This is a genomic window from Kocuria sp. NBRC 114282 (genome assembly GCF_030268385.1).
Taxonomy (GTDB): domain Bacteria; phylum Actinomycetota; class Actinomycetes; order Actinomycetales; family Micrococcaceae; genus Kocuria; species Kocuria palustris.
Window position 1 is genome coordinate 566,754 of record NZ_BSQO01000001.1, and the last position, 24,915, is coordinate 591,668.

The window sequence follows — 24,915 nt, forward strand, 5'->3', positions numbered from 1 at the left end:
GAAGCTTTTTCTCGGATCTCAGAGGTGATTTCCGTCACACTGCTCTCGGGTCGCGACCCCGTCGTGACCTGGGGCGTCAGGAGTAGTCCGGTGCGGGGCCCGTTCCGTAGAACTCCTCGAGCGTGGCAGCTCCGGAGTCGGCGAACTCCTGGGCGCGCTCCTCGCCGATGTAGCGGAAGTGCCAGGGCTCGTAGGCGTAGCCCGTGACGTCCTCGCCGTCCTGGGGGTAGCGCAGCACGAATCCGTAGTCCTGCGCGTGCTCGGCGGCCCACTGGGCCGCTGCCGTGTCGGCGAAGCACTCCTGCAGGTCGCAGCCGGAGCCGTCGGCGATGTCCATGACCAGACCCGTCTGGTGCTCCGAGTGCCCGGGGCGGGCCGAGATGGTGTCGGCGGTCTCCTGGCCGTTGACGTCGACCCAGTGCTGATAGGTGGTGACCTGCTCGTCGTAGGGGCGGTAGGCCGAGGTGATGCTCACGGTGATGCCCTCGTCTCGCATGTCCGAGAGCATCTGCTGGGCGGCTCCGGCTGCGTCCTCGCGCAGCTGCTGGCCCTCGATGTCCTCGAGCGGCTCCGGGGCGTAGTCCTCCGGATCCAGAGGGCGCGCCTTGTTGACGACCACATCGGTCGAGGTGGAGGTGTCGACGTCGGCGTCGGACACGGCGGCCGCACCGGATTCAGCCTCTGCCTCCGCGCCGCCGCTCTGGGCGGAGTCCGCGGCGGCGGAGCTGCTGGAGTCCTCCTGCGGCTGCTCGGATCCGCATGCCGAGAGGCCCAGAAGGCCCAGCAGGGTGACGGAGGCGGCCAGGCGGCGGGGGAGGGGGGTGGTCATGATCGGGCTCCGATGCTCGGGGGTGCGGTGCGGATGTTCGGGGGGTCAGTTCTTGCGCAGCAGGACGCGGCGGATCGAGTGGTCCGAGTCCTTGGAGAGGATCAGCTGCGCTCGGCCGCGGGTGGGCCGGACGTTGCGGACCAGGTTCGGCTCGTTGATGCGGCGCCAGATGTCGGTGGCGACCTCCTCGGCCTCCTCGTCGGAGAGGCTCGCATAGCGGTGGAAATAGGAGTCCGGGTCGGCGAAGGCGCCGTGTCGCAGCTGCTGGAAGCGCTCCACGTACCAGCGCTCGATGTCCTGGGTCCGGGCGTCGACGTAGATGGAGACGTCGAAGAAGTCGCTCAGGGCCAGGGCCGCGCGGTCATCGGGCCCGATCTTGGCGGGGGCCAGCACATTGAGGCCCTCGATGATCACGACGTCCGGGGCGGTGACCACGACCTCCTCGTCCGGGAGGATGTCGTAGGTGACGTGCGAGTACTTGGGCGCCCGGACCTCCAGCGCCCCGGACTTGATGTCGGCCACGAACCGCAGCAGCGCCCGACGGTCGTAGGACTCCGGGAAGCCCTTGCGGTGCATCAGGCCCCGGCGCTCGAGCTCGGCGTTGGGGTGCAGGAAGCCGTCGGTCGTCACGAGCTGGACGTTGGGCGTGGACGGCCACCGGGCCATGAGCTCGCGCAGCAGGCGGGCGGTGGTGGACTTGCCGGCGGCCACTGACCCCGCGATCCCGATGACGAACGGGGTGCGCGCGTGCTCCTGGCCCAGGAACTGATTGGTCGAGTTGTTCAGCGCGGTGGCGGCGGTGTCGTAGAGGGTGAGCAGCCGGGACAGGGGGAGGTAGACCTCGCGCACCTCGTCGGCGTCCAGATGATCTCCCAGGCCGCGCAGGCTCTCGATCTCCGCCTCATCCAGCGGCAGCTCGATCTCATCGGACAGGCGCGACCACGTCAGCCGGTCGAGCTCGACGAACGGCGACAGTCGGTGGATTCCGGGGGCTGTGCTCATCGGCGCCATCGTAGTCCGCCGAGGCGGCGCGCCCCGATCCAGGCGGTCCGTGATGACCTCCTGCGAAGGATCGGGGCAGCGCACCGGGATTAGGCTGGCTCGCATGATCATCGGCAGCGGCATCGACGTGGTGGACATCCAGCGGTTCGAGCGGCAGCTCGAGCGCACGCCCAGGCTGCGCGAGCGGCTGTTCGTGCCCAGCGAGCGGGTGCTGCCGCTGCAGTCGCTGGCTGCGCGCTTCGCGGCCAAGGAGGCCGCGGCCAAGGCGCTGAAGGCGCCGCCCGGCATGATCTGGCAGCACTGCTGGATCGAGAAGACCGAATGGGGCGCCCCGATCCTGCGCACCGAGGGCACGGTGGCCCGGGAGGCGGCCCGTCAGGGGATCGACCGGTGGCACCTGAGCATGTCCCACGACGGGGGCCTGGCCATGGCCTACGTGATCGCCGAATCGACGGGCTCAGCGGATCCGGAATCGCTCGGCTCGGCGGACCCCGACGACGCCGAGGCGGTGCTGTGATGCGCGCGGGGTTCTCGGGAGAGGCCGTGCGCACGGCCGAGCAGCCGCTGCTCGAGCAGGGCAGGGGCCCGGCGCTGATGGCGGTGGCCGCGCACGGCCTGCAGCTGCACTGCCGGCGCCTCCTGCGCACTCGTCGGGGGCGGGTCGCCGGATCCCGCGCCGTGGTCCTGGCGGGCAAGGGCAACAACGGCGGGGACGGGCTCTGGGCGGCCGCTGCGCTGCGCGGCGCCGGTGTGGCGGTGACGGCGATCCCCACGGCCGACTCGCTGCACGAGGACGGCGCTCGCGCTCTGCGGCAGGCCGGCGGAGTCGTGAGCGCATGGTCGCTGGACGACGAGCACGGGGAGCAGGCCCTGGACCTGCTGCTCGGCGCGGACCTGGTGATCGACGCGGTGCTCGGCACCGGGGCCTCCGGCGGGCTGCGCGGTGCCATGGCCGAGCTCGCGCGATCCTTCGACCAGCGCTCGCAGGAGACAGGGGGGCAGGGGCCCGTCGTCGTGGCCGTCGACGTCCCCTCCGGGCTCAGCGCCGACGGCGGGGCGCTCGAGGGTCCTGTGCTTCCCGCCGCCTCCACCGTGACCTTCGGCGCGGCCAAGACGGCCCAGCTCACCGCCCCCGGCGATCGGCTGTGCGGCCGTGTGGAGGTCGTGCCGATCGGCATCGAGGCGCACCTGCGATCCCCGGACGTCCTGCGGCTCGAGGATCGCGATCTCGAGGCGCTGTGGCCGCGCCCGGTCGGCTCGGACCACAAGTACACCCGCGGCGTCGTCGGGATCGTGGCCGGGTCCGAGGAGTACCCGGGGGCCGCTCTGCTGACGGTGCGCTCGGCGCTGGCCGCCGGGACCGGCATGGTCCGGTACCTGGGCGATGAGTCCACGCGCAGGATGGTCAACCTGACGAGCCCCGAGGCCGTGGTCTCCGATGGCGCCCCCGCCGACGAGCATGTGCAGGCCTGGATCGCGGGCCCGGGCGCCGTCGACGAGGCGCAGCAGCAGCGCTGCGAGCAGGCGCTGGCCGAAGCGCTGCAGCGCAGGATCCCTGCGGTGCTCGATGCCGGAGCCCTGGAGATCGCCGGGCGCAGCCTGGCCGACACGCGGCTGCGGCCGTGGATCGTGCTCACCCCGCACGCAGGCGAGCTGGCCGAGCTGCTGCGCTGGTGCGAGGCCTGGGACCGGCTTCCGGAGGGCGTCGCGGCTGCCGAGCGCGAGCAGATCGAGGCGGACCCCGTGCACTGGGCGCGAACGGCGGCCCGGGCGACCGGGGCCACCGTCGTGCTCAAGGGCGCCACCACGACCGTCGCGGCTCCGAGCACCGCGGAGGGCGCGCCGGATCCGGACGACGACCGGGACGGCGCATCCTGCGTCCTGACGGCCGGAGACGGCAGCCCGTGGCTGGCCACCGCCGGCTCCGGGGACTGCCTGGCCGGCATGCTCGGAACGCTGCTGGCCCACGACTCCGCCCAGCCGCAGCGGCTCGAGCGCGCCCTGGGCCCGTGGCTGGCCGACAGCCCGCTGCCCGAGCATCTGCGGGGCGGTCTGCGCGACCGGCTCGCAGGCGACGGGCGCTGGTCGCTGCTGGCGGCGCTGGCCGTGGTGCTGCAGGGGCGCGCCTCGCGGCGAGGAGGAGAGGGCCCGCAGCCCTGCCGCCCCGAGGATATCCGCGCGGCCCTGACCCGCGGGGACGCTGGATCCGGGGCGGATCTGGGCAGCTGAGGGGGGCGAGCGCGAACGGACGGGGGCCGTCCGGCCCTGATGTCGGCACCTGCGCTAGGCTCGGTGCAGTGCGCCGACGCACCGGGAGGCCTTTCCGTCTGCGTCCCTCGAGGGTCAGGCGGCGGATCCCGAACCCCTATACCTTCAGGAGATCATCGTCGTGACCGAAGTCTGGCCCGGAACCGCTTACCCCCTCGGGGCGACCTTCGACGGAACGGGCACCAACTTCGCTCTGTTCTCCGAGGTCGCCGAGAAGGTCGAGCTGTGCCTGTTCGACGACCAGGGCACCGAGGAGCGCATCGAGGTCGAGGCCGTCGACGGCTATGTCTGGCACTGCTTCCTGCCCAACGTCGAGCCCGGTCAGCGCTACGGCTACCGCGTGCACGGCCCGTGGGACCCGTCGCAGGGCCTGCGATGCAACCCCTCCAAGCTGCTGCTGGATCCCTACGCCAAGGCCGTGGACGGCTTCGTGCGCGAGTGGGGCCAGCCGCTGTTCTCCTACGAGTTCGGTGACGAGGACTCCTTCAACGACGAGGACTCGGCCGAGCTGATGATGAAGGGCGTGGTGATCAACCCGTTCTTCGAGTGGCAGGGCGACCGCCCGCCCAAGCGCGAATACCACAAGTCCGTGATCTACGAGGCCCACGTCAAGGGGCTCACGCAGCAGCTCGACGAGATCCCGGAGAACGAGCGCGGCACCTATGCCGGCGTGGCCCACCCGGCGACCATCTCGCATCTGAAGAAGCTCGGCATCACCGCGATCGAGCTCATGCCGGTGCACGAGTTCGTGCAGGACTCCACGCTGCTGGAGAAGGGCCTGCGCAACTACTGGGGCTACAACACCATCGCGTTCTTCGCCCCGCACCACGACTACTGCTCGACCTCGACCCTCGGCGGGCAGGTCCAGGAGTTCAAGGCCATGGTCCGCGCCCTGCACCGGGCGAACATCGAGGTCATCCTGGACGTGGTCTACAACCACACGGCGGAGGGCAACCACCTGGGGCCCACGCTGTCCATGCGCGGGGTGGACAACAACGCCTACTACCGCACCGTCGAGGACAACCCGAAGTTCTACATGGACTACACGGGCACCGGTAACTCGCTCAACGTGCGCCACCCCCATGCGCTGCAGCTGATGATGGACTCGCTGCGCTACTGGGTCACCGATATGCACGTCGACGGCTTCCGCTTCGATCTGGCCTCGACCCTGGCTCGCGAGTTCTACGACGTCGACAAGCTCTCGACCTTCTTCGAGCTCGTGCAGCAGGATCCGGTCGTCTCCCAGGTCAAGCTGATTGCCGAGCCGTGGGACGTCGGCCCCGGCGGCTACCAGGTGGGCAACTTCCCGCCGCAGTGGACCGAGTGGAACGGCATGTACCGCGACACCGTGCGGGACTTCTGGCGCGGCGAGCCCTCGACCCTGGGCGAGTTCGCCTCCCGCATCACGGGCTCGGCGGACCTGTACGAGAACAGCGGACGCCGTCCGTTCGCCTCGATCAACTTCGTCACGGCCCACGACGGCTTCACGCTGCGCGACCTCGTGTCCTACAACGAGAAGCACAACGAGGCCAACGGCGAGGACAACAACGACGGCGAGTCGCACAACCGCTCCTGGAACTGCGGTGTGGAAGGCCCCACGGACGACGCCGACGTCCTGTCGCTGCGCGCACGGCAGCAGCGCAACTTCATCGCCACGCTGATGCTCTCCCAGGGCACCCCCATGCTCCTGCACGGCGACGAGCTCGGACGCAGCCAGGGCGGCAACAACAACACGTACTGCCAGGACAACGAGATCTCCTGGATCGACTGGGACGCCGCCGACGCCCCGCTCGTGGAGTTCACCTCCGCGCTGATCCACCTGCGCCGGGACCACCCCACGTTCCGCCGCGCGCAGTTCTTCGACGGCCGTCCGGTCGAGATGGACGAGCGCACGGACGAGGATCCCATGCCGGACATCGCCTGGATCAGCACGGACGGCTCGGCCATGACGCCGGCCGACTGGGACGAGCCCCTGGCCCGCACGCTCGGGATGTGGCTCAACGGCCATGGCATCGCAGGCAAGGACGCCCGCGGTCGCCAGATCACCGACGTCGACTTCCTGGTGTGGTTCAACTCCTCCCCGGAGGACATCACGTGCACCCTCCCGCCCGCCGAGTACGGATCCACGTGGGAGGAGCTGCTGGACACCGCCGGCGAGCACGGCAACGGCTCGGTGCTCACACACTCGACGGAGTTCGTGCTCAAGGCCAAGTCCATGGTGGTGCTGCGCCAGTGGGATGAGCCCGAGGACGAGCCGGACACCTCGGTGGCGGCCTCCGTCGCCGCCTACGCGTCCCAGGCCCAGCCGGACGAGTGAGCCGCGAGCCGGGTGATCCCGGCTCGCCTGAGACTGGGGCCGGTCCCGACCGATCGGGGCCGGCCCTCCCACCCAGGACCCGCAGCAGGAGAGGTGCTCCTGCACCAGCACACGAGGAGACCACGTGCGCATTCCCGCCTCGACCTACCGACTCCAGATCACCCCCGACTTCGACCTCACCGCAGCAGCCGAGCAGCTCGAGCGCCTGCAGGCGCTCGGCGCGGACTGGGTCTACCTCTCGCCGGTCCTGCGCTCCGTGGGCGGCTCGGACCACGGCTACGACGTGGCCGATCCCACCGAGGTCGACCCGGCCCGCGGGGGCAGGGAGGCCTTCGACCGCTTCTGCCGCTCGGCGCACGAGCTGGACCTGGGCGTGCTGGTGGACATCGTGCCGAACCACCAGGGCGTGGCCTCCCCGCCGGAGAACCCGTGGTGGTGGTCGCTGCTGCGCGACGGACGCGGCTCCGAGCACGCGCAGGCCTTCGACGTCGACTGGGAGTCCTTCGGCGACCGGGTGATGATCCCGGTGCTCGGCGACGACGCCGACGAGGACGGCACTCCGCGCCCGGGTCGGGCCGACCAGGCGCTGGAGCAGCTCGAGGTCGAGCTGCGCGACGGGCAGCCGGTGCTGACCTACTTCGACAACGTCTACCCGGTGGCCGAGGGCACGGCGACGTTCGATGACGACGGCCGGGCCACGGAGCCTGCCCGGATGATCCACGAGCGGCAGAACTACGAGCTGGTCAACTGGCGCCGCGGGGATGCTGCCCTGAACTACCGCCGCTTCTTCACGATCGCCACCCTGGCGGGGATCAGGGTCGAGGACCGCCAGGTCTTCGAGGACTCGCACGTGGAGGTCCGTCGCTGGATCGACGAGGGCCTGGTGGACGGGCTGCGCATCGATCACCCGGACGGGGTGCGCGATCCCGCGCAGTACCTCGGCTGGCTGGCCGAGCTCACCGGCGGGCGCTACACCCTGATCGAGAAGATCCTGGAGCCCGGGGAGCTGCTGCCGCGCGAATGGCTGGAGCAGGGCCTGACGGCCGGCACGACGGGCTACGACGCCCTGGGTGTGATCGACCGGCTGCTCGTGGACCCGGACGGGGAGTACCCGCTGACCGCTCTGGACGCCTCCCTGCGCGCCGGCTCGAGCGCCGAGCAGGCTCAGGAGGGCGACTGGGAGCGGATGATCCACGGGACCAAGCGGGCCGTGACGGACGGGTCCCTGCATGCCGAGGTCGAGCGCCTGGCCCGCGAGGCCTCCGTCGAGCCCGCCCTGGAGGGCGTCTCGCACGAGACCCTGGTGGACGCCCTGAGCGAGGTCCTCAGCTGCTTCGGCGTCTACCGCACCTACCTGCCGTGGGGCTCGGAGCACCTGGCCGAGGCGCTGGAGGCCTCGCAGGGCTCCCGTCCGGAGCTGGCCGAGGTGCTCACCGCTCTGGGCCCGGTCCTGGGGCTGGGGGTCGAGGACGAGTCGGAGCTGACTCCGGCGGCACGACGCTTCCAGCAGACCTCCGGCATGGTCATGGCCAAGGGCGTGGAGGACAGTGCGTTCTACCGCTACTCCCGTCTCACCTCGCTCACCGAGGTGGGCGGGGATCCGTCGTCGTTCTCGCTGTCCGCTCAGGAGGCCCATGACGAGTTCGCGCGTCGACACCGCGACGAGCCGCTGGCCATGACGACCCTGTCCACCCATGACACCAAGCGCTCGGAGTCGGTGCGCGCGCGGATCAGCGTGCTCGCCGAGATCGGGGAGGAGTGGGCCGCGGCGCTCGCCTCCGTGGAGCGCGATGCCCAAGCCAGGGGCGTCGGTCCGCTGGCCGATCGCACGCTGGTGAACCTGGTGCTTCAGGCCATGGTGGGGGCCTGGCCCATCAGCCGCGAGCGCGCCGTGGACTACGCCCTGAAGGCCGCCCGCGAGTCCGGGACCGCGACCGCATGGGTCGACGGCGACGAGGCCTTCGAGGCAGATCTCAGCGGGCTGATCGACCTGGTGCTGGAGGACCCGGCCGTGCGCGGCACGGTGGAGGGCATCGTGCGTCGAGTCCAGGCACCGGGCTGGTCGAACGCGCTGTCGCAGAAGCTGATCCAGCTCACTGTGCCCGGCGTGCCGGACGTCTACCAGGGCTCCGAGCAGTGGGCTCCTGCGCTCGTGGATCCGGACAACCGCCGCCCGGTGGACCACGCCGAGATCGCGCAGCGATTGGCCACCCTCGACGAGCGCCGCGACGATCCCTCGGTGGCGCGCGAGCATTCCGTGCCCGCGGTGGACGAGACCGGCGATGCCAAGCTGCTGGTGACCTCGCGCGCGCTGCGTCTGCGCCGCGACCGCCCGGAGCTGTTCTCGGACTATGCACCGCTGCAGGCGGAGGGCGAGCAGGCAGAACACCTGTTCGCTTTCGACCGCGGCGGTGCGCTGACCCTGGCGACGCGGCTTCCCGTGGGGCTGGAGGCTGCCGGCGGTTGGGGCGAGACGAACCTGGTGCTGCCCGACGGGCAATGGAAGGATGCCCTCACCGGCGGCAGCTTCAGCGGGACCGTGCGGGTAGGGGAGGTGCTCGACCTGCTGCCTGTTGCACTGCTGGTCCGCGACTGAGCTGTTCCACCGTCATACCGAACGAGCATTCTCCGAGGCGGGCGCACGCATCGTCTCCCCACCGCAGAACGGAGGACGACATGTCCTACTCCGCAGGAAACGGCCGAGCCCCTCTGGATCGCTTCGACGTCTTCGCCCCGCATGCCGCGGGTGTCGTCGTGCGCATCGACGGGCAGGACCACGAGATGATCAAGGCCCTCGACCTGCCGGGGCACAGCCCGCGCGGGCTGGAGCCGGCTCCCGAGTACGCCTCCGGCGAGCACAGCCCCATGGGCTGGTGGACGCTGCCGGACGAGGCCGCCGAGTCCGTGCCGTCCACGACGGTGCGCTACGGCTACATCCTCTCCAAGGTCCTGGACCCGGGCACGCCCGAGGAGCGCACGATCGAATCGGCCGTGCTGCCGGATCCGCGCTCCATGCGCCAGCCGCAGGGCGTGCACGAGCTGTCATGCACCTACGACCCCGCCGACTTCGAGTGGACCGACCACGACTGGGGCGGGGCCGATCTCGAGGACACCGTGCTCTACGAGATGCACATCGGCACCTTCACCCCGGAGGGCACCTTCGAGGCCGCGATCCAGCACCTGGATGCGCTCGCCGAGCTGGGCATCGACGCCGTCGAGGTCCTGCCCGTCAACGGGTTCAACGGCTCGCGCAACTGGGGCTACGACGGCGTGGCCTGGTACACGACCCAGGAGGAGTACGGCGGGCCGATCGGCCTGCAGCGCTTCGTGGATGCCTGCCACGAGCGCAACCTGGCCGTCGTGCTGGACGTCGTCTACAACCACCTGGGCCCATCCGGGAACTACCTGCCCGAGTTCTTCGAGGTCTTCACCGCCGGTGCCTCCTCGTGGGGAGAGCAGATCAACCTGGATGATTTCGGCTCCGACGGGGTGCGCGATCACATCCTCGACAATGTGCGCATGTGGCAGGAGGACTTCCACATCGACGGCTTCCGCATCGACGCCGTGCACGCGCTCAAGGACTCCCGCGCCCGCCACATCCTCCAGCAGATCTCGGACCGTGTGGCGGAGACCTCGCAGCGCACCCGTCGTCGTGCCTTCACGATCGCGGAGTCGGACCTCAACGACGTCCGCATGGTCGAGGACACGCAGCGCAACGGTCTGGGCATGGACGGTCAGTGGCTCGACGACTGGCACCACGGCGCGCACTGGGCGCTGTCGGGGGAGTCGCAGGGCTACTACGAGGACTTCGCCTCCCTGGGCGCGCTCGCCAAGTCGATGACCGGCGCGTTCTTCCACGACGGGTCGTTCTCGTCCTTCCGCGGCCGCTCCCACGGGGGGCCCGTCGACCCGCAGCGGCAGAAGCCGTGGCAGTTCGTGACCTACACGCAGAACCACGATCAGGTGGGCAACCGGGCGACCGGCGACCGCTTCCCGCAGACGCTGTCCACGGATCGCCTGATCCTGGCCGCGGCCCTGCTGCTGACCCAGCCGTACACGCCCATGATCTTCCAGGGCGAGGAGTGGGCGGCCTCGACCCCGTGGCCGTTCTTCACCGCGCATCCGGAGCCCGAGCTGGCCGATGCCGTGCGCAGCGGCCGCAAGGCCGAGTTCGCGCGCATGGGATGGGACGAGGACTCCGTCCCGGATCCCCAGGCGCAGGAGACCTTCGACTCGGCGATCCTGAAGTGGGATGAGCGCGAGGAGGGCGATCACGCGAAGGTCCTCGCCGCCTACCGGGAACTGATCGACCTGCGCCGACGCACCCCCGAGCTGCGCGGCGGCTTCGAGACGATCCGCACCGAGTTCGAAGAGGACGGCCGCTGGCTCGTGCTGCACCGCGGCCCGGTGTCCGCAGCCTTCAACTTCGGCGACGACGCCGTGGACGTGCCGCTGGGCGGTGCCGCTTCGTCGGTGCTGTGGAGCCACGGCGCCGAGGAGCCGGCCGGGGAGTCCATCCGTCTCCAGGGCAGCGGCGCAGCGGTGCTCAGGGCCTGAGAGGCTGTGCTGGACGGTCCGCCATGATCCAGCGGCCTCCGCTTCCTCCAGGGAGCGGAGGCCGCTTCGGCTCCGAAGCGGTGCGTCCTGCTGCTCCCATTGCGCTGTCGCCGGGCGGTGGAAGGATGGGCACATGCTGATCTACGGAGATGACACCCGCTGGACGCCCGCCGAGGACCGCTACGAGTCCATGCCCTACCGCACGCTCGGGACCTCGGGCCTGAAGCTGCCCGCGATCTCGCTGGGGCTGTGGCACAACTTCGGCGATGACAAGCCCATGGCCACGCAGAAGCAGATCCTGCGTCAGGCCTTCGACTCGGGCATCACCCACTTCGACCTGGCCAACAACTACGGCCCGCCCAACGGCTCGGCCGAGCTGAACTTCGGGCGCGTGCTCAAGGAGGACTTCGCCGATCTGCGCCAAGAGATCGTGATCTCATCCAAGGCCGGCTGGGACATGTGGCCGGGCCCCTACGGCTTCGGCGGCTCGCGCAAGTACCTCATCGACTCGCTCGATCAGTCGCTCGAGCGCATGGGCCTGGACCGGGTGGACATCTTCTACCACCACCGTCCGGATCCGGAGACCCCGATCGAGGACACCATGCGCACCCTGGACCGCATCGTGCGCTCGGGCCGGGCGCTGCACGTGGGCATCTCCTCCTACAGCGCCGACGACACCGCCCAGGCCCAGCAGATCATGCGCGAGCTCGGCACGCCGCTGGTCATCCACCAGCCGTCGTACTCGCTGCTCAACCGCTGGATCGAGGAGCCCTCCGAGAACGCGGACGGCCCGGCCGGCGGCAAGAACCTGGTGCAGGTGCTGGGGGAGGCCGGTATGGGCTCGATCGTGTTCACGCCGCTGGCCCAGGGCATGCTCACGGACAAGTACCTGAACGGCATCCCGGAGGACTCGCGCGCCGCGGCCTCCAAGTCCCTGAACCCCGAATGGCTCACGGACGAAAACATCGAGCGCATCCGCGGGCTGAACGAGATCGCTCAGCAGCGCGGTCAGACCCTGGCGCAGATGGCGATCGCCTGGACCCTGCGCCCGCAGGACGGCGGGCAGGTCACCTCCGCGCTGGTGGGAGCCTCCTCGGCCCGGCAGATCGCCGACAGCGCCAAGGCCGTGGAGAACCTCGAGTTCTCCCAGGACGAGCTCTCCCGCATCGACGAGCTCGCTCGGGACGCCGGGGTGAACATCTGGGCCAAGGCCACCGAGTCCACCAAGGACTGAGCTTGGACCGCTGAGGGGCCGCCTGCCGGTCGGCGGCTAGGCAGCACGAAGGGGACGCCTCCGAGTGGAAGCGTCCCCTTCGTCGTGCCCGCACCCTGCGCTGCGGGCGAGCGCTCAGCGGATCGGCAGCCCGGCCCGCTCGAGCACGAAGTCGGTCAGCGGGGCGTAGGCCTCGGGCGGGATGTTGTCGTCCATCGGCACGACCACCTCGATCAGGCCCTGCTGCTCGCCCACGAACGGGGCAGGGTCATTGCAGTCGGCGATCGCGATCACCCGCGCCCCGCGGGAGCCGGCGGCACCTGCCATGCCGTGATCGGAGACCACCAGATCGGGGAGGAACGAGGGATCGCCGGCCTGCTCGGCGAGGCGATCGAGGGCCAGTTCCATGGGCTCCGGGCGGTGCGTGTGCCGCAGTCCGCCGTACTGCTCGACCATCATCACATCCGAGACCTGGCGCACCTGCCCGTCGTCCCACGGGATGCCGCCGTGCATGTGCAGCACCTCGGCACCGGCGGCGCGGGCGGCCGCGGCCAGTCGGGAGTAGATCGGCGGCAGGGCCGCGGGGTGAGCCGTGGCGAAGAAGATCGTGGCGCCGGGGCGCACAGCATCGGCGAGCACGTCCCCGTATCGCTTGAGCGCGGCCACGCACAGCTGGGCGCTGATCGTGTCCACGCCCTCGGTGAAGGACGGGTCGGCGCTGATGCCGACGCGCTCGACCATGAGGCGGAAGACATCGTCGTACGTGGTGCCCGGAGTCGGGGTGACGCCCATGTACTGGTGCTCGGAGGAGTCCAGGAAGCCCTGGATGTTCGCCAGATTGGCCTGCCGGGGCGTGGCCACCGGGCCGGTCGCGTGGAATCGGTCGAGGTGATCTGCCAGGTCCTGGGGGCTCAGCGCTGAAGTCGTCATGGCTGCCACTGTAGGTCCGGGCGTGATCCCCCTCTGCGACGGGGCATAGACCTGCTCGACGTGGGCCCGTGCTGTGGCCGCCCAGGAGAAGCCGCGGGCGCGCTCGGCGGCGGCACGGCCACGCCGAGCCAGCTCCACGGGATCTCCCAAGGTCGACCGCAGCGCCTCGGCCCACGCCTGCGGGGTGCGCTGACCGACGAGCCAGCCGGTGCGGCCGTCGTCGAGCGCTGAGCGCAGCCCGCCGGCATCCGAGGCGAGCACCGGGGTCCCGCAGGCCTGGGCCTCCAGGGCCACCAGGCCGAAGGTCTCCGACGACGACGGCACCGCCCAGAGATCCGCCCGGCGCATGGCGGCGGCCAGCTCGGTCACGGGCAGCGAGCCGAGCCACTCGATCCGGTCCTCGATGCCCAGAGTCCGGGCCTGCTGGTGCAGGGAGTCGGTGAAGGCGTTGTCGCCCACACCTGCCAGCAGCAGGCGGGGAACCGGGGCCTTCGGATCGGCGGCCAGCAGGCCCATCGCCTCCAGGAGGATCTGCGGGCCCTTGAGCGGCTGTAGGCGCCCCGCGAAGCCGATCACCGGCTCGTGGTCCTGGCGGGCAGCGGACTGCGGCTCAGAGGACGGAGCGTCGGGAGGCTGCGGGCCGTCCGGGCGGAACACCTCGAGGTCCACGCCCGGGGCGATCACGTGGGTCCGGGCGGGGTCGGCGTCGTAGAGCTCGCGCATCTGCTCGGCCTCGGCGGCGGTGTTGACCACCAGGGCCGAGGTCTCGCGGATCAGGCGCTGCTCGGCGCGCTCGCGGACCTCCGGCTCGAGGGACTCCCCCGCGGCCGCCTGCGCATTCTTGCCGCGGGCACTGGTGTGCAGGGTCAGCGCGAGCGGGATGCCCCAGTCCTGCGCCAGATCCCGGCCGACTTCCCCGGAGAGCCAGTAGTGCCCGTGGAGGACATCTGGGCGGGGCAGCAGCTGCGCAGGGGCGGCCCGCAGAGCCGCGGCGACGGCGGGCAGGTGCGGCGGCAGCTCGTCCTTGGTTGCGCTCGCGGTCTCGGGCAGAGTCACGCTCACCAGCCGCAGCCCCGGAGGCTCGCCGACGGCCTGGGCCGTGACGGTCTCCACCGGTCGGACCTGCCCGGGGTGCTCGCTGTCGCGCCACAGGGTGATCAGGTCCACCGCATGGCCGAGCCGGGCCAGCTCACTCGCCAGGTGCCGTACGTAGACATTCATCCCGCCCGCATCTCCCTGGCCGGGCTGGCGCAGGGGAGAGGTGTGCAGGCACAGCATCGCAATGCGCAGGCACTTCTGCGACGGACCGGTCGGAGCGGCGCAGGGATCTTCGGAGGTGAGCACGCGAACACTCTAGGGCCGCTGGGCGCGCGACTACGGTGCCACAATGGTCCGGTGAGCATCGATACCCATGCCCCCGACCCCCGGAGCCAGCCGCCTGCCGCGGCTTTCGTCGCGCAGGATGTCCATCGCCCAGGCGCGGCTGCCGAGCGCAGCGCCGTCGTGGACCTCGCCGCGATCCGCCACAACGTGCGGCTGCTGGCCGAGCTCGCCCATCCGGCTGCCCTGATGGCCGTGGTGAAGTCTGACGCCTACGGCCACGGCGCGGTGCCGGTGGCCCGTGCAGCGCTGGCCGCTGGAGCGCACGGGTTGGGCGTGGCGCATGTGCGCGAGGCCCTCGAGCTGCGCGAGGCCGGGATCCGCGCCCCGATCCTGGCTTGGCTGCACACCGCGGACACCGACTTCGAGACTGCGCTGCAGCGGGACATCGCCCTGGGGGTCTCCGGTGCGGAGCTCTTCGAGATCGCCGCGACGGCCCAGCGGATCGGGCGCACGGCTCGGATCCACCTCAAGGTCGACACCGGCCTGGGCCGCAACGGCTTCGCGCTGTCGCAGTGGCCGCAGGTCCTCGAGACCGTCCGCGGGCTGGAGCGAGGCGGTGCGCTGCGCGTCGACGGGATCTTCTCCCACCTGGCCGTGGCCGATGAGCCCGAGCGCCCGGAGACCGATGAGCAGGTCGAGGCCTTCGCCGCCGCCGTGCGGCAGGCACGGAAGGCGGGGCTCGCCCCGCGGTTCACCCACCTGGCGAACACGCCGGCGACCCTGTCGCTCGGGCAGCCGGGTGCGCTCGCGGATCCGCAGACCATGCGCGGGGACATCGTGCGCACCGGCGTGGGGATCTACGGCGTCTCGCCGTTCGCCGATCGCAGCGCCCAGGAGCTCGGGCTGCTGCCTGCCATGACCCTGCGGACCTCGGTGGCCAACATCAAGCGGGTCCCCCCGGGCCAGGGGGTCTCCTACGGGCTGAGCTACCGCACCTCCGAGGCGACCACCCTCGCGCTGATCCCCATGGGCTACGGCGACGGCGTGCCGCGCGTGGCCACGGGAGCGCCGGTCATGATCGAAGGCCGGTCCTATCCGGTCGTGGGGCGCATCGCCATGGACCAGATGGTCGTGGATCTGCACACCGACCAGGACATGAGCCATCTGCTCGGAGCGGAGGCCGTGCTCTTCGGCGGCCAGGACGTCCCGTCGGTGCGGGAATGGTCCGAGGCGGCCGGCACGATCGACTACGAGATCATCACCCGGATTTCCCCGCGGGTGCAGCGCGTGCACGTGGACACGCGTGCGGATCTGGCCTTCGACCGCGTGGCGCAGGAGCGTGCGGTCCAGGCCCGCGCCGAGGGAGAGCCTGCCGATGGCTGAGCCAGAGGCCAGCGCGCCGCGCTGGGAGCGCACCGTGCAGGTCGGCTCGGCGATCGAGACCCAGCGCCTGGCCGAGCGGCTGGGACGCGAGCTGCGAGCCGGTGACCTGATCCTGCTGGACGGCCCCCTCGGGGCCGGCAAGACGACCTTCACGCAGGGCCTGGGTCGCGGCCTGGGAGCGGTGGAGGGGATCATCTCGCCCACGTTCGTGCTGGCCCGTCGCCACCCGAACGACGCCCACGGCTCCCGTCCCGGCGCCCCGGGGCTCGTGCACGTGGACGCGTACCGGCTGGCCGATGCGTCCCAGGTCGAGGACATCGACCTCGAGGAGACCCTCGCCGAGTGGGTGACGGTCATCGAGTGGGGGCGCGGCAAAGTCGAGGGGCTCAGCGACTCTCGGCTGGAGATCGAGATCGAGCGGCCGCAGGGAGGGCAGCGCTCGCTGTCGGAGGTGCTGGCGGAGTTCGCCGCGGACCACGACGAGGACGAAGCTGCCGCCGTCGACGAGCCGCGGACGCTGCGGCTGCGCGGCATCGGCCCACGCTGGGACCGTGTGCCGAAAGCGCTGCACGACTTCGCCGGCCAGGGCTGAGCTCACGCTGCCCGTGCCCGGGGCGGGTGCTCCGGCGGGCCTCGTCGTCGGCCGGGAGTAGCGTCGGAGCACACAGCGACCCCGGCAGCGCGCAGCGACCAGCGTCGGGGAACCGCCCCCAGTAGAAGCCCATGAGCGATCAGTCCGCCGTCTTCGACGCCGTGCAGGAGCAGCTTGAAGGGCAGCGCGAGGTCTACATCGACCTCCACGCCCACCCCGAGCTGTCCATGCACGAGACCCGCACCAGCGGCATCATCGCCGAGCGCCTGGAGGTCTTCGGCTTCGAGGTCCAGCGCCTCGGCGGCGGCGTGGTGGGCGTGCTCGCCAACGGTCAGGGCCCCGTGGTGATGGACCGGGCGGACTTCGACGCCCTGCCGGTCGAGGAGAGGACAGGGCTGGACTACGCCTCCACCGAGACGACCACCGACGAGGACGGCCGCGCTGGCCTGGCTGGGCTGACCCGCTCTCAGACGAGGGCCCAGCTTCGCAGTCCCTCAGCACTGAGGGACTGCGAAGGTGCGGCCTCGAGCGTCCGGGTGGAGGAATCTCTGATCGGCCGACGGCACTGCGCAGGCGCGGACGGCCCGGGGACCCGCACGATCTGATCGGCCCCAGCCGATGCGTCGACGTCTTCAACCACTCGTGACCGGCAGGTCCAGGGGCATTCAGCGCCAGTTCGGGTACGGGAAACCTGAGGCGGGGACGGTGGGGCCTTCCCCCGCAACCCGCTCCCCATGAAGGGACCCATGTCACCCACCACGGCCCCGCACACCCTGAACCGACGACGGCTCCTGGAGCTCGGAGGCCTGACCGGCACCGCGCTCGCCCTGGGCATCAGCGCCCCTGCCGAGGCGAGCGAGTCCGGGGAGGCAGCCGGGGCGACGTTCGGGCTGGGAGTCGCCAGCGGCGCACCGCGCCCCGACGGCGCCGTGTTGTGGACGCGTCTGGCCCCGGACCCACTGGCCGAGGACGGGCACGGAGGGATGCCGCTGCGGCCGGCGCCGGTGCGCTGGGAAGTCTCCCGGGACCCGGAGTTCACCCGCGTGGAGCGGCGGGGCAATGCCCTGGCCCAGCCCGAGCTGGCGCATTCCGTGCATCCTCGCGTGGAGGGGCTGGCTCCGGACACGCAGTACTGGTACCGGTTCCGATCCGGCCAGGTGGTCAGCCCGGTGGGGCGGTTCCGGACCCTGCCGGCCCCGGGACAGCAGACCGACGCGTTCTCCTTCGGCCTGGTCTCCTGCCAGGCCTGGTACCACGGGCACTTCACCGCGCACCGCCACCTGGCCCAGGAGGAGGACCTGGACCTCGTGGTCTTCGTGGGGGACTACATCTACGAGTACGGGATCACAGCGGACAACCTGTGGCGCCAGGGCGCGAGCGTCGCGCCGGCGCACGAGGTGGAGATCGAGACCCTCGAGCAGTACCGGCTGCGCTACAGCCTCTTCAAGTCGGATGCGCACCTGCAGGCCGTGCATGCACGGGCGGCGGCCGTGGCGGTGTGGGACGATCACGAGGTCCAGAACAACTACGCCGCGGCGGTCTCCGGCAAGGACGTGTCCCCGGAGGACTTCGAGCATCAGATCGCGGTGGCCTACCGGGCGTTCTACGAGAACATGCCCCTGGACCTCGAGGCCCTGCCCACCGGCCCGGACGCGGACATCACGAGCGGCTTCGACGTGGGCACGCTGGCGCGCTTCAGCCTCCTGGACTCGCGGCAGTTCCGCGATCCGGAGCCTGCCGATGCCCAGGAGCAGAACCGGGAGCAGCGAACGATCCTGGGAGCCCAGCAGGAGTCCTGGATCGAGGGCCGCCTGTCGCAGAGCACTGCGACCTGGGACGTGCTGGCCAACGGGGTCGTGCTCACGGCCGTCTCCGAGGACCGCACCGACATGTGGGACGGCTATCCGGCAGCCCGCCGACGCCTGATGGCGGCCATGTCCGAGGTCTCCAACCCGGTCATGCTCACCGGTGATATCCACAAGCACGTGGCCGCCGAGCTCAAAAACGACTTCGCGGATCCGTCCTCCGAGACGATCGGCGTCGAGCTGGTCTGCACGTCGGTGGCCTCCGACGGGGACGGATCCGAGACCGATGCCTACACCGCGGACTGGACCCGCCACCCCTACGTGCGCCACTACGACGGGCGCCGCGGCTACGTCCACGTCCGGCTGACCCCGCAGGAGATGACCTCGAGCTTCTGGGTCGTGCCCTGGATCGAGGCCGATGACACAGCGCCCAAGGAGCTCTCGGCGCGCTTCAGCACCCGAGCAGGAGAGCCGGGACTCGCCCCGGCCGGAGAGGACCGAGCATGAGCCCTCGCCCGCAGACCGTCCAGGGCCTCGAGGCCGAGGCGGGGATCGGCCGCCTCGAGCTGCGGTGGCAGGCGCTGCCCTGGGAGCCGCTGATCGATCACTACCGGATCTACTCGGGAGCGCCCCGGGGCAGGGGGCGTGAGCCGGACCCGGAGCACCTGGTGGGCCGGACCGTCTTCCCGCGCTTCGTGCTGGACGGGCTGGACCCCGCTGGGGAGCAGCACAGCCTCACGGTCATCGCCGTGAGCGATGCGGGGCGCCTGTCCCTGTCCAGCCGGCCGCTGATCGCAGCCTCGCAGGCCTCGGTCACCGAGACCGGCACGGAGCTGGCCGCGATCGGCTCCTTCGACGGGAGGACCCACGAGCTGCAGTTCGCCCCGAAGGACTACGCGAAGATCCCGAAGGCCTACCCGCAGGCGCTCATCGAGTTCCGCCAGGGCGACGACGAGCCCCGTCAGGCCTGGCCGTACCTGCTGCCCGGCCCCGGCGACGCCTGGGCGGGCCGGAAGTCCTATCGGGCCCGCTGGGTCGTGGAGCTCGACGAGGCCCCGGGCACGACTGATCTGGCGCTGTGGCTCGTGGACACGACCTCGCTGGGCGGGAGGCTGGACATCGCCGTCAACGGGACGCCGGTGCGCGGCATCGAGCTGCCGCGGGGGTCGAACAAGGGCTCGCGGCAGGGCGATGCCACGGCGACCGGCTCGCCGCTCAAGCGCTCGCGCCACGAGCTCGAGCTCCCGGCCGGGGCCCTGCGCGCCGGTGAGAACACCGTCGAGTTCGTCCTCGCCGAGGGCGGCTGGGTGGCCTGGGACGCTCTGGGCCTGTTCGCGCGCTGAGCGGGGACGTGAGGCGGCGGCTTAGACTGACCCGGTGCTTCTGCTGTGCCTCGACTCCTCCTCCGCCGCCTCCGTCGCGCTCCTGCAGATCGACGACGATCCAGGACCCCCTTCCGGCGACCACGGCGCCTCGCCCGGGAAGGCTCGGGTGCTGGCCGAGTGGTCGACCGAGGACACCCGCAGCCACGCGGAGGTCCTGACCCCGGCAGTCCAGGACGTCCTGCAGCGGTCCGGGACGGCGCCCGAGGACCTGTCCGGCATCCTGGTGGGCACCGGCCCCGGGCCCTTCACCGGCCTGCGCGCGGGCCTGGTCACAGCACGGGTGCTCGGATTCGCCTGGGACCTGCCGGTCTGGGGCATGACGAGCCTGGCCGCTCTGGCCCTAGACGTCGCGGCGCTTCCGCAGCCGCCGTCGTCCTTCGTCGTGGCCGCCGACGCCCGGCGCCGCGAGGTCTACTGGGCGCAGTGCCGGCTGCAGGGCACGGGGGCGCCACTGCTGGTCGACGGGCCTCGCGTCGGTCCTGCCCAGGAGCTGCCCGAGCTGCCGGTCTACGGCCGCGGTGCCGGCCTCTACGCCGAGCAGCTGCCGCAGGCCGTCGTCGAGCCGGTGCCGGGCGGGCCGCAGCAGGCGCCGTCGCAGTGGCAGGCGAGCGCGGCGTCGCTGGGGATGGCCGCCGCCGAGGCGCTGGCCGCGGGCCAAGAGCTCTCGCAGGACCTTGCTCCGCTGTACCTGCGCGAGTCGGACGCCAAGGTGCCCGGGCCTCGGAAGAAGGCCGGAGCATGAGCGGGCCGTGGCAGCTGCGCACGGCGGCGCTCGAGGACGTCGTCGCACTGCACCGCCTGGAGCGGGAGCTGTTCCCCGGCGACGCCTGGTCCGAGGACATGCTCGCCGCCGAGATCTCGCATGAGACCCGCCGCTACCTGGTGGCGGTCCAGGACGAGCGGATCGTGGGATACGCCGGCGTGATGGTGGTGGCAGAAACCGCCGACGTGCAGAACATCGCGGTGATCCCGCAGCTGCGCGGGCGCGGCCTGGGCTCGGCCCTGCTGCAGGCGCTGCACGAGATCGCGAGTCGGCGCGGTGCGCAGGAGGTCCTGCTGGAGGTGCGCGAGTCCAACGAGACGGCGCAGTCGCTCTACCGGCGCTTCGGCTACACGGAGATCGCCCAGCGCCCGCGCTACTACCCGGACGGGGAGACCGCGGTGATCATGCTCGCCCCGCTGAGCGCCGACGGAGGTGCTTCCGAGGCAGTCGGCACTCGGCGCCCGCCGAGCACGACCGACCTGACGAGCCACATGGACCTGTCCGCCGCACCCCACGACGACCCCCGGGAGGACCCGCGATGACCACGACCGACAGCCCCCTGGTCCTGGGCATCGAGACCTCGTGCGATGAGACCGGCGTGGGCATCGTGCGCGGGCGGCGCCTGCTGGCCAATGCCGTGGCCTCCTCGATGGACCAGCATGCCGTCTTCGGCGGGGTCATTCCCGAGATCGCCGCCCGCGCCCACCTGGAGGCCATGACGCCCACGATCGAGGAGGCGCTGCGCACCGCAGGGGTGCGCCTGCAGGATCTCGATGCGATCGCCGTGACCGCAGGCCCCGGTCTGGCCGGTGCCCTCATGGTGGGCGTCTCTGCCGCCAAGGCGCTCGCACTGGCCACGGGCAAGCCGCTGTACGCCGTGAACCACCTGGTCGCCCACGTCTCGGTGGGCCTGCTGGATCCCGACGACGACGGCGCCCCGACCCTGATCGCGGAGGACGGCTCCCTGGTGCCCGGTCTGGGTGCGCTGCTGGTCTCCGGCGGGCACACCGAGATCCTGGCCGTGCGGGAGATCGCCGAGGACGTCGAGATGCTCGGCTCGACCATCGATGACGCCGCCGGAGAGGCCTACGACAAGGTCGCCCGCCTGCTCGGACTCGGATACCCGGGCGGCCCCGTGATCGACCGCGCGGCCGCCGAGGGGGATCCGAAGGCCTTCCGCTTTCCGCGCGGTCTGGCCGCCGGCAAGTACATGGGCAGCGCGGAGGCGCCTGGCCCGCACCGCTATGACTTCTCGTTCTCCGGCCTCAAGACCGCGGTGGCCCGGGTGGTCGAGGCCTTCGAGGCCGAGGGCCAGGAGGTCCCGGTCGCTGATGTGGCCGCCTCCTTCCAGGAATCGGTGGCCGATGTCATCACGTCCAAGGCCATGCTGGCTGCGCACGAGCATGGGCTGTCCACCCTGCTGCTGGGCGGGGGAGTGGCGGCGAACTCGCGACTTCGCGCCCTGGCCGCCCAGCGCTGCACCGAGAACGGCATACGCCTGGTGGTTCCGCCGCTGAGCCTGTGCACGGACAACGGCGCCATGGTGGCGGCTCTGGGCTCGCGGCTGGTCTCGGTGGGGGCGCAGCCGACCGGGCTCGAGTTCACCGCCGATCCCGGGCTGCCCGTGGCCACGGTGTCCATGCCCGCAGCCGCGCTGCAGGCCTGAGCAGGACCGACGGCGCCCGAGCCCTCCCTGTCGGGAGAGCTCGGGCGCCGTCGTCGTGCGGGAGTTCGGTGCCTCAGCCCCGCCGGGCCCGCTGCACGACGTCGAGGGCGGCGGAGCGCAGGTCGCCGTCGTGGGCGGCCACGGCGGCGCGCTGATGAGTGGAGCCGGTGCCCTCGGCGATGATCCGGGCCACCCCGGCGAGCTCCTCGACGCAGCCCAGGTCCACGGCGATCGGCTGCAGGCGCTCGAGCATGTCGGCCAGGTCGTCGGTGACCAGCAGCTCCTCCAGGGCGTTGTCCCGGATGATGATCGCCTCCAGCCCGTAGCGGGCTGCGCGCCATTTGTTCTCTCGGATCAGCCACGGGCGCATCTGCTCGACCTTGCGCCCCGAGTCCACGATCCGCGAGGCCTCCTCGGCCAGACACTGGGTGAGCGCTGCGATCGCACTCAGATCCCGCACGGAGGTGGGGGAGTCGCAGAAGCGCATCTCGACCGTGCCGTACTTGGGCACGGGGCGGACATCGAGGCGGGATTCGCTGATGTCGTCGATCACGCCGGTGGCCAGCAGATCGGAGACGCACAGCTCGAAGTCCGACCAGTTCTGGAACGAGTAGGGGATGCCCGCGGTCGGCAGCTGCTGGAAGAGCTGGGCGCGGTGGGAGGCGTAGCCGGTGTCGAAGCCGTTCCAGTACGGAGAGTTGGCCGACAGCGCCAGAAGGTGGGCGTAATGGGCCAGCAGGTGGTCCTGGACCGGCAGGGCCTTGTCCTGCGAGTCGACACCCACGTGGACGTGCATCCCGAAGATCACCATCTGCCGCCCCCAGTACTGAGCGCGGTCCAGGACGGTGAAGTAGCGGTCCTTCTCCACGACCGACTGGTCCTGCCAGCGGGAGAACGGATGAGTTCCCGCGGGGTAGATCTCGATGCCCTGGGGGTCGGTCACCTGACGGATCTCGCCGAGCATCTGCTCGAGCTGGCCCACGGCCTCTCCGACGCTGTGGCACACCCCCGTGACCATCTCCACGGTGTTGTTCAGGAACTCGCCGGTCAGCACGGGGTGATCGCCGTCCTCGGCGCGCTGCGGAACCTGGCTGTGCACGGCAGCGAGGATCTCCTCGGCCCGGGGGACCAGGGCCCCGGTCTCGGCGTCGACGAGGGCGACCTCCCATTCGATGCCCAGTGTCGACTGCGGCGATGAGCTGAATTCGATGTCCATGGCACCTCGCTGGCAGGACGTCCGGGGATCTGCTCGGCGGCGACCGAGCGGATCCCACTGTAGAACAGCGCACGGCCCCAGCCGCACGGATCGCTACCCTGGTCGGCATGCCGCGTCATGAACTTCCCCCCGTCGACCGTCGCACCCCCGCCCTGCCGGACTCCGTAGCTGTCCGTGTACGCTTTCGCACCCGTCGCGCCGGGCTCGGCCTCGTCCTCGCCGGAGGGCTCGCGCTGAGCGCCTGTGGAAGCCAGCAGGCGCCGTCGGAAGGGACGACGGCCTCCGGGGCCGCCTCGGACGGGGCGAGTGCCGCGAGCCCGTCGGAATCCTCCGCCCGCTCCGAGGCCGGCTCCGGTGAGCAGGCCGCCGGAGTGCTGCCCGATGAGCGGACCCGTGCCGCGGCCGAGGAAGCCGTGTCCGAGATGACGATCGAGGAGAAGGCCGGGCAGGTCCTCCTTGCCACGTGGAGCGGGGCCGATCCCGCCTCGGTCGATGCCCAGATCAGCCAGATCGAGGATCTGCATCTGGGCGGTGTGATCGTCATGGGCGCCAACGTTCCCACCGCCGACGGCCAGGGGATCACCGAGGAGGCCGGTGCCGGTGGCGGCGCCTCGAACGTGGATGTCGGGGCCATGCGCTCGCAGAACGACCGGGTCGGTGCGGCTCTGAGCCCCGGGGAGCGCAGCTGGTCCGGGATCATCGGGGTCGATCAGGAGGGCGGCTCCGTCGCCCGCCTGGCCGAGCCCCTGACCGTCTGGCCCTCCGCGCAGACCGTCGGCGCCGCGGACGATCCGGAGCTGACCCGGGAGGCGGCCGCCGGGATGGGTGCAGAGCTCGCCGGGCTCGGCTTCACCATGGACTTCGCCCCCGTGGCCGATGTGACCAGCCCCGACGACGCCGTCGTCCAGGACCGCGCCTACAGCGACGACCCCGAGATCGTCTCCGAGCAGACAGTGGCCGCCATGAGCGGACTCTCCGATGCGGGACTGATCTCCTCGCCCAAGCACTTCCCGGGCCACGGCTCCGTCAGCACCGACTCCCACGTGGGGCTGCCGGTCCAGCAGACCCCGGTCGAGACCCTGAAGGATGAGGACTGGGCACCGTTCCGTGCCGCGGTCGACGCCGGCGCCCCGACGATCATGATGGGGCACATCGCCGTGAGCGACTGGACCGACCAGGTGCCCGCCACGCTGGAGCCGAAGGCCTACCAGGCGCTGCGCGAGGACCTCGGCTTCCAGGGGGCGGTCGTCACCGACGCCCTCGACATGGGGGCCCTGAAGGACGTCGTGGGACCGGGCCGACCCGTCGACTCGGGGGTCACCACCCCTGCCGGTGCGGCCCTGCAGGCCGGCGCGGATCTGCTGGTGATGCCCGAGGACGAGGCCGCGGCCCACGCGGACATCGTGCAGGCCGTGGAGTCCGGTGCCATCCCGCAGCAGCGCCTGGATGATGCCGCCGCCCGCGTGGTGGCCATGCAGATGAGCTATGACCAGGCCCAGGAGTCGACTCCGGTCGAGCCCGCGGAGCCCGGGAGCCATCAGGAGCTGGCCGCGCGCTTCGGCGGCTGAGCCCGGCTGCCCGCCGCGGCGCTGAAGCCGCAGATCGGCAGCTGATCGACATCGACGACATGCGGAGCTGCGGCTTCGACGAACGGGAGCGCCGAGGC

General features: G+C 71.3%; 19 protein-coding genes. 15 read left to right on the forward strand and 4 right to left on the reverse strand.

Annotated features, from left to right (window positions below; all coding sequences use genetic code 11):
• Window positions 1-76 precede the first annotated feature (76 nt).
• Window positions 77-829, reverse strand: coding sequence for a M15 family metallopeptidase (locus QSJ40_RS02665; protein WP_006213474.1), 753 nt, complete (start codon window positions 827-829; stop codon window positions 77-79).
• A 45-nt stretch (window positions 830-874) separates the two neighbouring features.
• Entirely contained in the window at window positions 875-1,831 is a 957-nt protein-coding gene (gene coaA / locus QSJ40_RS02670) for a type I pantothenate kinase (RefSeq protein WP_285728506.1), read from the reverse strand.
• Between the two features lie 103 nt (window positions 1,832-1,934).
• On the opposite strand from coaA, the gene QSJ40_RS02675 reads away from it, so the two are divergent.
• The 6 genes from QSJ40_RS02675 to mgrA all read left to right on the forward strand — a co-directional run bounded on the left by QSJ40_RS02675 (window position 1,935) and on the right by mgrA (window position 12,207).
• Window positions 1,935-2,348 (forward strand): holo-ACP synthase, encoded by a 414-nt coding sequence (locus tag QSJ40_RS02675; protein ID WP_024289944.1) that lies wholly within the window; start codon window positions 1,935-1,937, stop codon window positions 2,346-2,348.
• A complete protein-coding gene (locus tag QSJ40_RS02680; RefSeq protein ID WP_285728508.1) occupies window positions 2,348-4,060 on the forward strand; it encodes an NAD(P)H-hydrate epimerase in 1,713 nt (570 codons plus the stop codon). Before QSJ40_RS02675 ends, QSJ40_RS02680 begins: the two co-directional genes overlap by 1 nt.
• A gap of 160 nt (window positions 4,061-4,220) precedes the next feature.
• Window positions 4,221-6,416: a glycogen debranching protein GlgX gene (gene glgX, locus QSJ40_RS02685; protein ID WP_053447812.1), complete on the forward strand. Its 2,196-nt coding sequence runs from the start codon at window positions 4,221-4,223 to the stop codon at window positions 6,414-6,416.
• A gap of 124 nt (window positions 6,417-6,540) precedes the next feature.
• A complete protein-coding gene (gene treY / locus QSJ40_RS02690; RefSeq protein ID WP_285728512.1) occupies window positions 6,541-9,012 on the forward strand; it encodes a malto-oligosyltrehalose synthase in 2,472 nt (823 codons plus the stop codon).
• Between the two features lie 80 nt (window positions 9,013-9,092).
• Window positions 9,093-10,973, forward strand: coding sequence for a malto-oligosyltrehalose trehalohydrolase (treZ, locus tag QSJ40_RS02695; protein ID WP_285728514.1), 1,881 nt, complete (start codon window positions 9,093-9,095; stop codon window positions 10,971-10,973).
• A gap of 133 nt (window positions 10,974-11,106) precedes the next feature.
• A complete protein-coding gene (mgrA, locus tag QSJ40_RS02700; protein ID WP_053447809.1) occupies window positions 11,107-12,207 on the forward strand; it encodes an L-glyceraldehyde 3-phosphate reductase in 1,101 nt (366 codons plus the stop codon).
• Between the two features lie 114 nt (window positions 12,208-12,321).
• On the opposite strand, the gene QSJ40_RS02705 is transcribed toward mgrA, so the two are convergent.
• Window positions 12,322-14,460, reverse strand: coding sequence for a phosphatase (locus tag QSJ40_RS02705; protein ID WP_285728516.1), 2,139 nt, complete (start codon window positions 14,458-14,460; stop codon window positions 12,322-12,324).
• A gap of 159 nt (window positions 14,461-14,619) precedes the next feature.
• Here QSJ40_RS02705 and alr point away from each other — a divergent pair, with 159 nt between their 5' ends.
• The 8 genes from alr to tsaD all read left to right on the forward strand — a co-directional run bounded on the left by alr (window position 14,620) and on the right by tsaD (window position 22,033).
• Window positions 14,620-15,822, forward strand: a complete 1,203-nt coding sequence (gene alr, locus QSJ40_RS02710) for an alanine racemase (protein WP_502875238.1) — start codon at window positions 14,620-14,622, stop codon at window positions 15,820-15,822.
• Window positions 15,815-16,414, forward strand: coding sequence for a tRNA (adenosine(37)-N6)-threonylcarbamoyltransferase complex ATPase subunit type 1 TsaE (tsaE, locus tag QSJ40_RS02715; protein WP_285728520.1), 600 nt, complete (start codon window positions 15,815-15,817; stop codon window positions 16,412-16,414). Before alr ends, tsaE begins: the two co-directional genes overlap by 8 nt.
• Before the next feature lie 131 nt (window positions 16,415-16,545).
• The gene (locus tag QSJ40_RS12770; protein ID WP_352155925.1) at window positions 16,546-17,019 is read left to right on the forward strand and encodes a zinc-binding metallopeptidase family protein; all 474 of its coding nucleotides are present in this window, start codon (window positions 16,546-16,548) and stop codon (window positions 17,017-17,019) included.
• A gap of 141 nt (window positions 17,020-17,160) precedes the next feature.
• Window positions 17,161-18,726 (forward strand): alkaline phosphatase D family protein, encoded by a 1,566-nt coding sequence (locus tag QSJ40_RS02725; protein ID WP_285728524.1) that lies wholly within the window; start codon window positions 17,161-17,163, stop codon window positions 18,724-18,726.
• Complete coding sequence (locus QSJ40_RS02730; protein ID WP_285728526.1) at window positions 18,723-19,562, forward strand: polysaccharide lyase family protein; 840 nt, start codon at window positions 18,723-18,725, stop codon at window positions 19,560-19,562. Before QSJ40_RS02725 ends, QSJ40_RS02730 begins: the two co-directional genes overlap by 4 nt.
• Before the next feature lie 34 nt (window positions 19,563-19,596).
• The gene (tsaB, locus tag QSJ40_RS02735) at window positions 19,597-20,346 is read left to right on the forward strand and encodes a tRNA (adenosine(37)-N6)-threonylcarbamoyltransferase complex dimerization subunit type 1 TsaB (protein WP_285728528.1); all 750 of its coding nucleotides are present in this window, start codon (window positions 19,597-19,599) and stop codon (window positions 20,344-20,346) included.
• Window positions 20,343-20,909 (forward strand): ribosomal protein S18-alanine N-acetyltransferase, encoded by a 567-nt coding sequence (rimI, locus tag QSJ40_RS02740; protein WP_285728530.1) that lies wholly within the window; start codon window positions 20,343-20,345, stop codon window positions 20,907-20,909. The genes tsaB and rimI overlap by 4 nt, the downstream gene beginning before the upstream one ends.
• Window positions 20,906-22,033, forward strand: coding sequence for a tRNA (adenosine(37)-N6)-threonylcarbamoyltransferase complex transferase subunit TsaD (tsaD, locus tag QSJ40_RS02745; RefSeq protein ID WP_285728532.1), 1,128 nt, complete (start codon window positions 20,906-20,908; stop codon window positions 22,031-22,033). Before rimI ends, tsaD begins: the two co-directional genes overlap by 4 nt.
• Window positions 22,034-22,106: 73 nt before the next feature.
• On the opposite strand, the gene QSJ40_RS02750 is transcribed toward tsaD, so the two are convergent.
• On the reverse strand, window positions 22,107-23,249 hold the full coding sequence (locus QSJ40_RS02750; protein WP_285728534.1) for a glutamate--cysteine ligase: 1,143 nt from the start codon (window positions 23,247-23,249) through the stop codon (window positions 22,107-22,109).
• 422 nt (window positions 23,250-23,671) lie between these two features.
• On the opposite strand from QSJ40_RS02750, the gene QSJ40_RS02755 reads away from it, so the two are divergent.
• The gene (locus QSJ40_RS02755; RefSeq protein ID WP_285728887.1) at window positions 23,672-24,817 is read left to right on the forward strand and encodes a glycoside hydrolase family 3 N-terminal domain-containing protein; all 1,146 of its coding nucleotides are present in this window, start codon (window positions 23,672-23,674) and stop codon (window positions 24,815-24,817) included.
• Window positions 24,818-24,915: the final 98 nt, after the last annotated feature.

Coding starts and splice junctions, on each gene's coding strand:
- QSJ40_RS02665 (WP_006213474.1), bottom strand. CDS start 829: ATGACCACCCCCCTCCCCCGCCGCCTGGCCGCCTCCGTCACCCTGCTG.
- coaA (WP_285728506.1), bottom strand. CDS start 1,831: ATGAGCACAGCCCCCGGAATCCACCGACTGTCGCCGTTCGTCGAGCTC.
- QSJ40_RS02675 (WP_024289944.1), top strand. CDS start 1,935: ATGATCATCGGCAGCGGCATCGACGTGGTGGACATCCAGCGGTTCGAG.
- QSJ40_RS02680 (WP_285728508.1), top strand. CDS start 2,348: ATGCGCGCGGGGTTCTCGGGAGAGGCCGTGCGCACGGCCGAGCAGCCG.
- treZ (WP_285728514.1), top strand. CDS start 9,093: ATGTCCTACTCCGCAGGAAACGGCCGAGCCCCTCTGGATCGCTTCGAC.
- mgrA (WP_053447809.1), top strand. CDS start 11,107: ATGCTGATCTACGGAGATGACACCCGCTGGACGCCCGCCGAGGACCGC.
- tsaE (WP_285728520.1), top strand. CDS start 15,815: ATGGCTGAGCCAGAGGCCAGCGCGCCGCGCTGGGAGCGCACCGTGCAG.
- QSJ40_RS12770 (WP_352155925.1), top strand. CDS start 16,546: ATGAGCGATCAGTCCGCCGTCTTCGACGCCGTGCAGGAGCAGCTTGAA.
- QSJ40_RS02725 (WP_285728524.1), top strand. CDS start 17,161: ATGTCACCCACCACGGCCCCGCACACCCTGAACCGACGACGGCTCCTG.
- QSJ40_RS02730 (WP_285728526.1), top strand. CDS start 18,723: ATGAGCCCTCGCCCGCAGACCGTCCAGGGCCTCGAGGCCGAGGCGGGG.
- rimI (WP_285728530.1), top strand. CDS start 20,343: ATGAGCGGGCCGTGGCAGCTGCGCACGGCGGCGCTCGAGGACGTCGTC.
- tsaD (WP_285728532.1), top strand. CDS start 20,906: ATGACCACGACCGACAGCCCCCTGGTCCTGGGCATCGAGACCTCGTGC.
- QSJ40_RS02750 (WP_285728534.1), bottom strand. CDS start 23,249: ATGGACATCGAATTCAGCTCATCGCCGCAGTCGACACTGGGCATCGAA.
- QSJ40_RS02755 (WP_285728887.1), top strand. CDS start 23,672: ATGACGATCGAGGAGAAGGCCGGGCAGGTCCTCCTTGCCACGTGGAGC.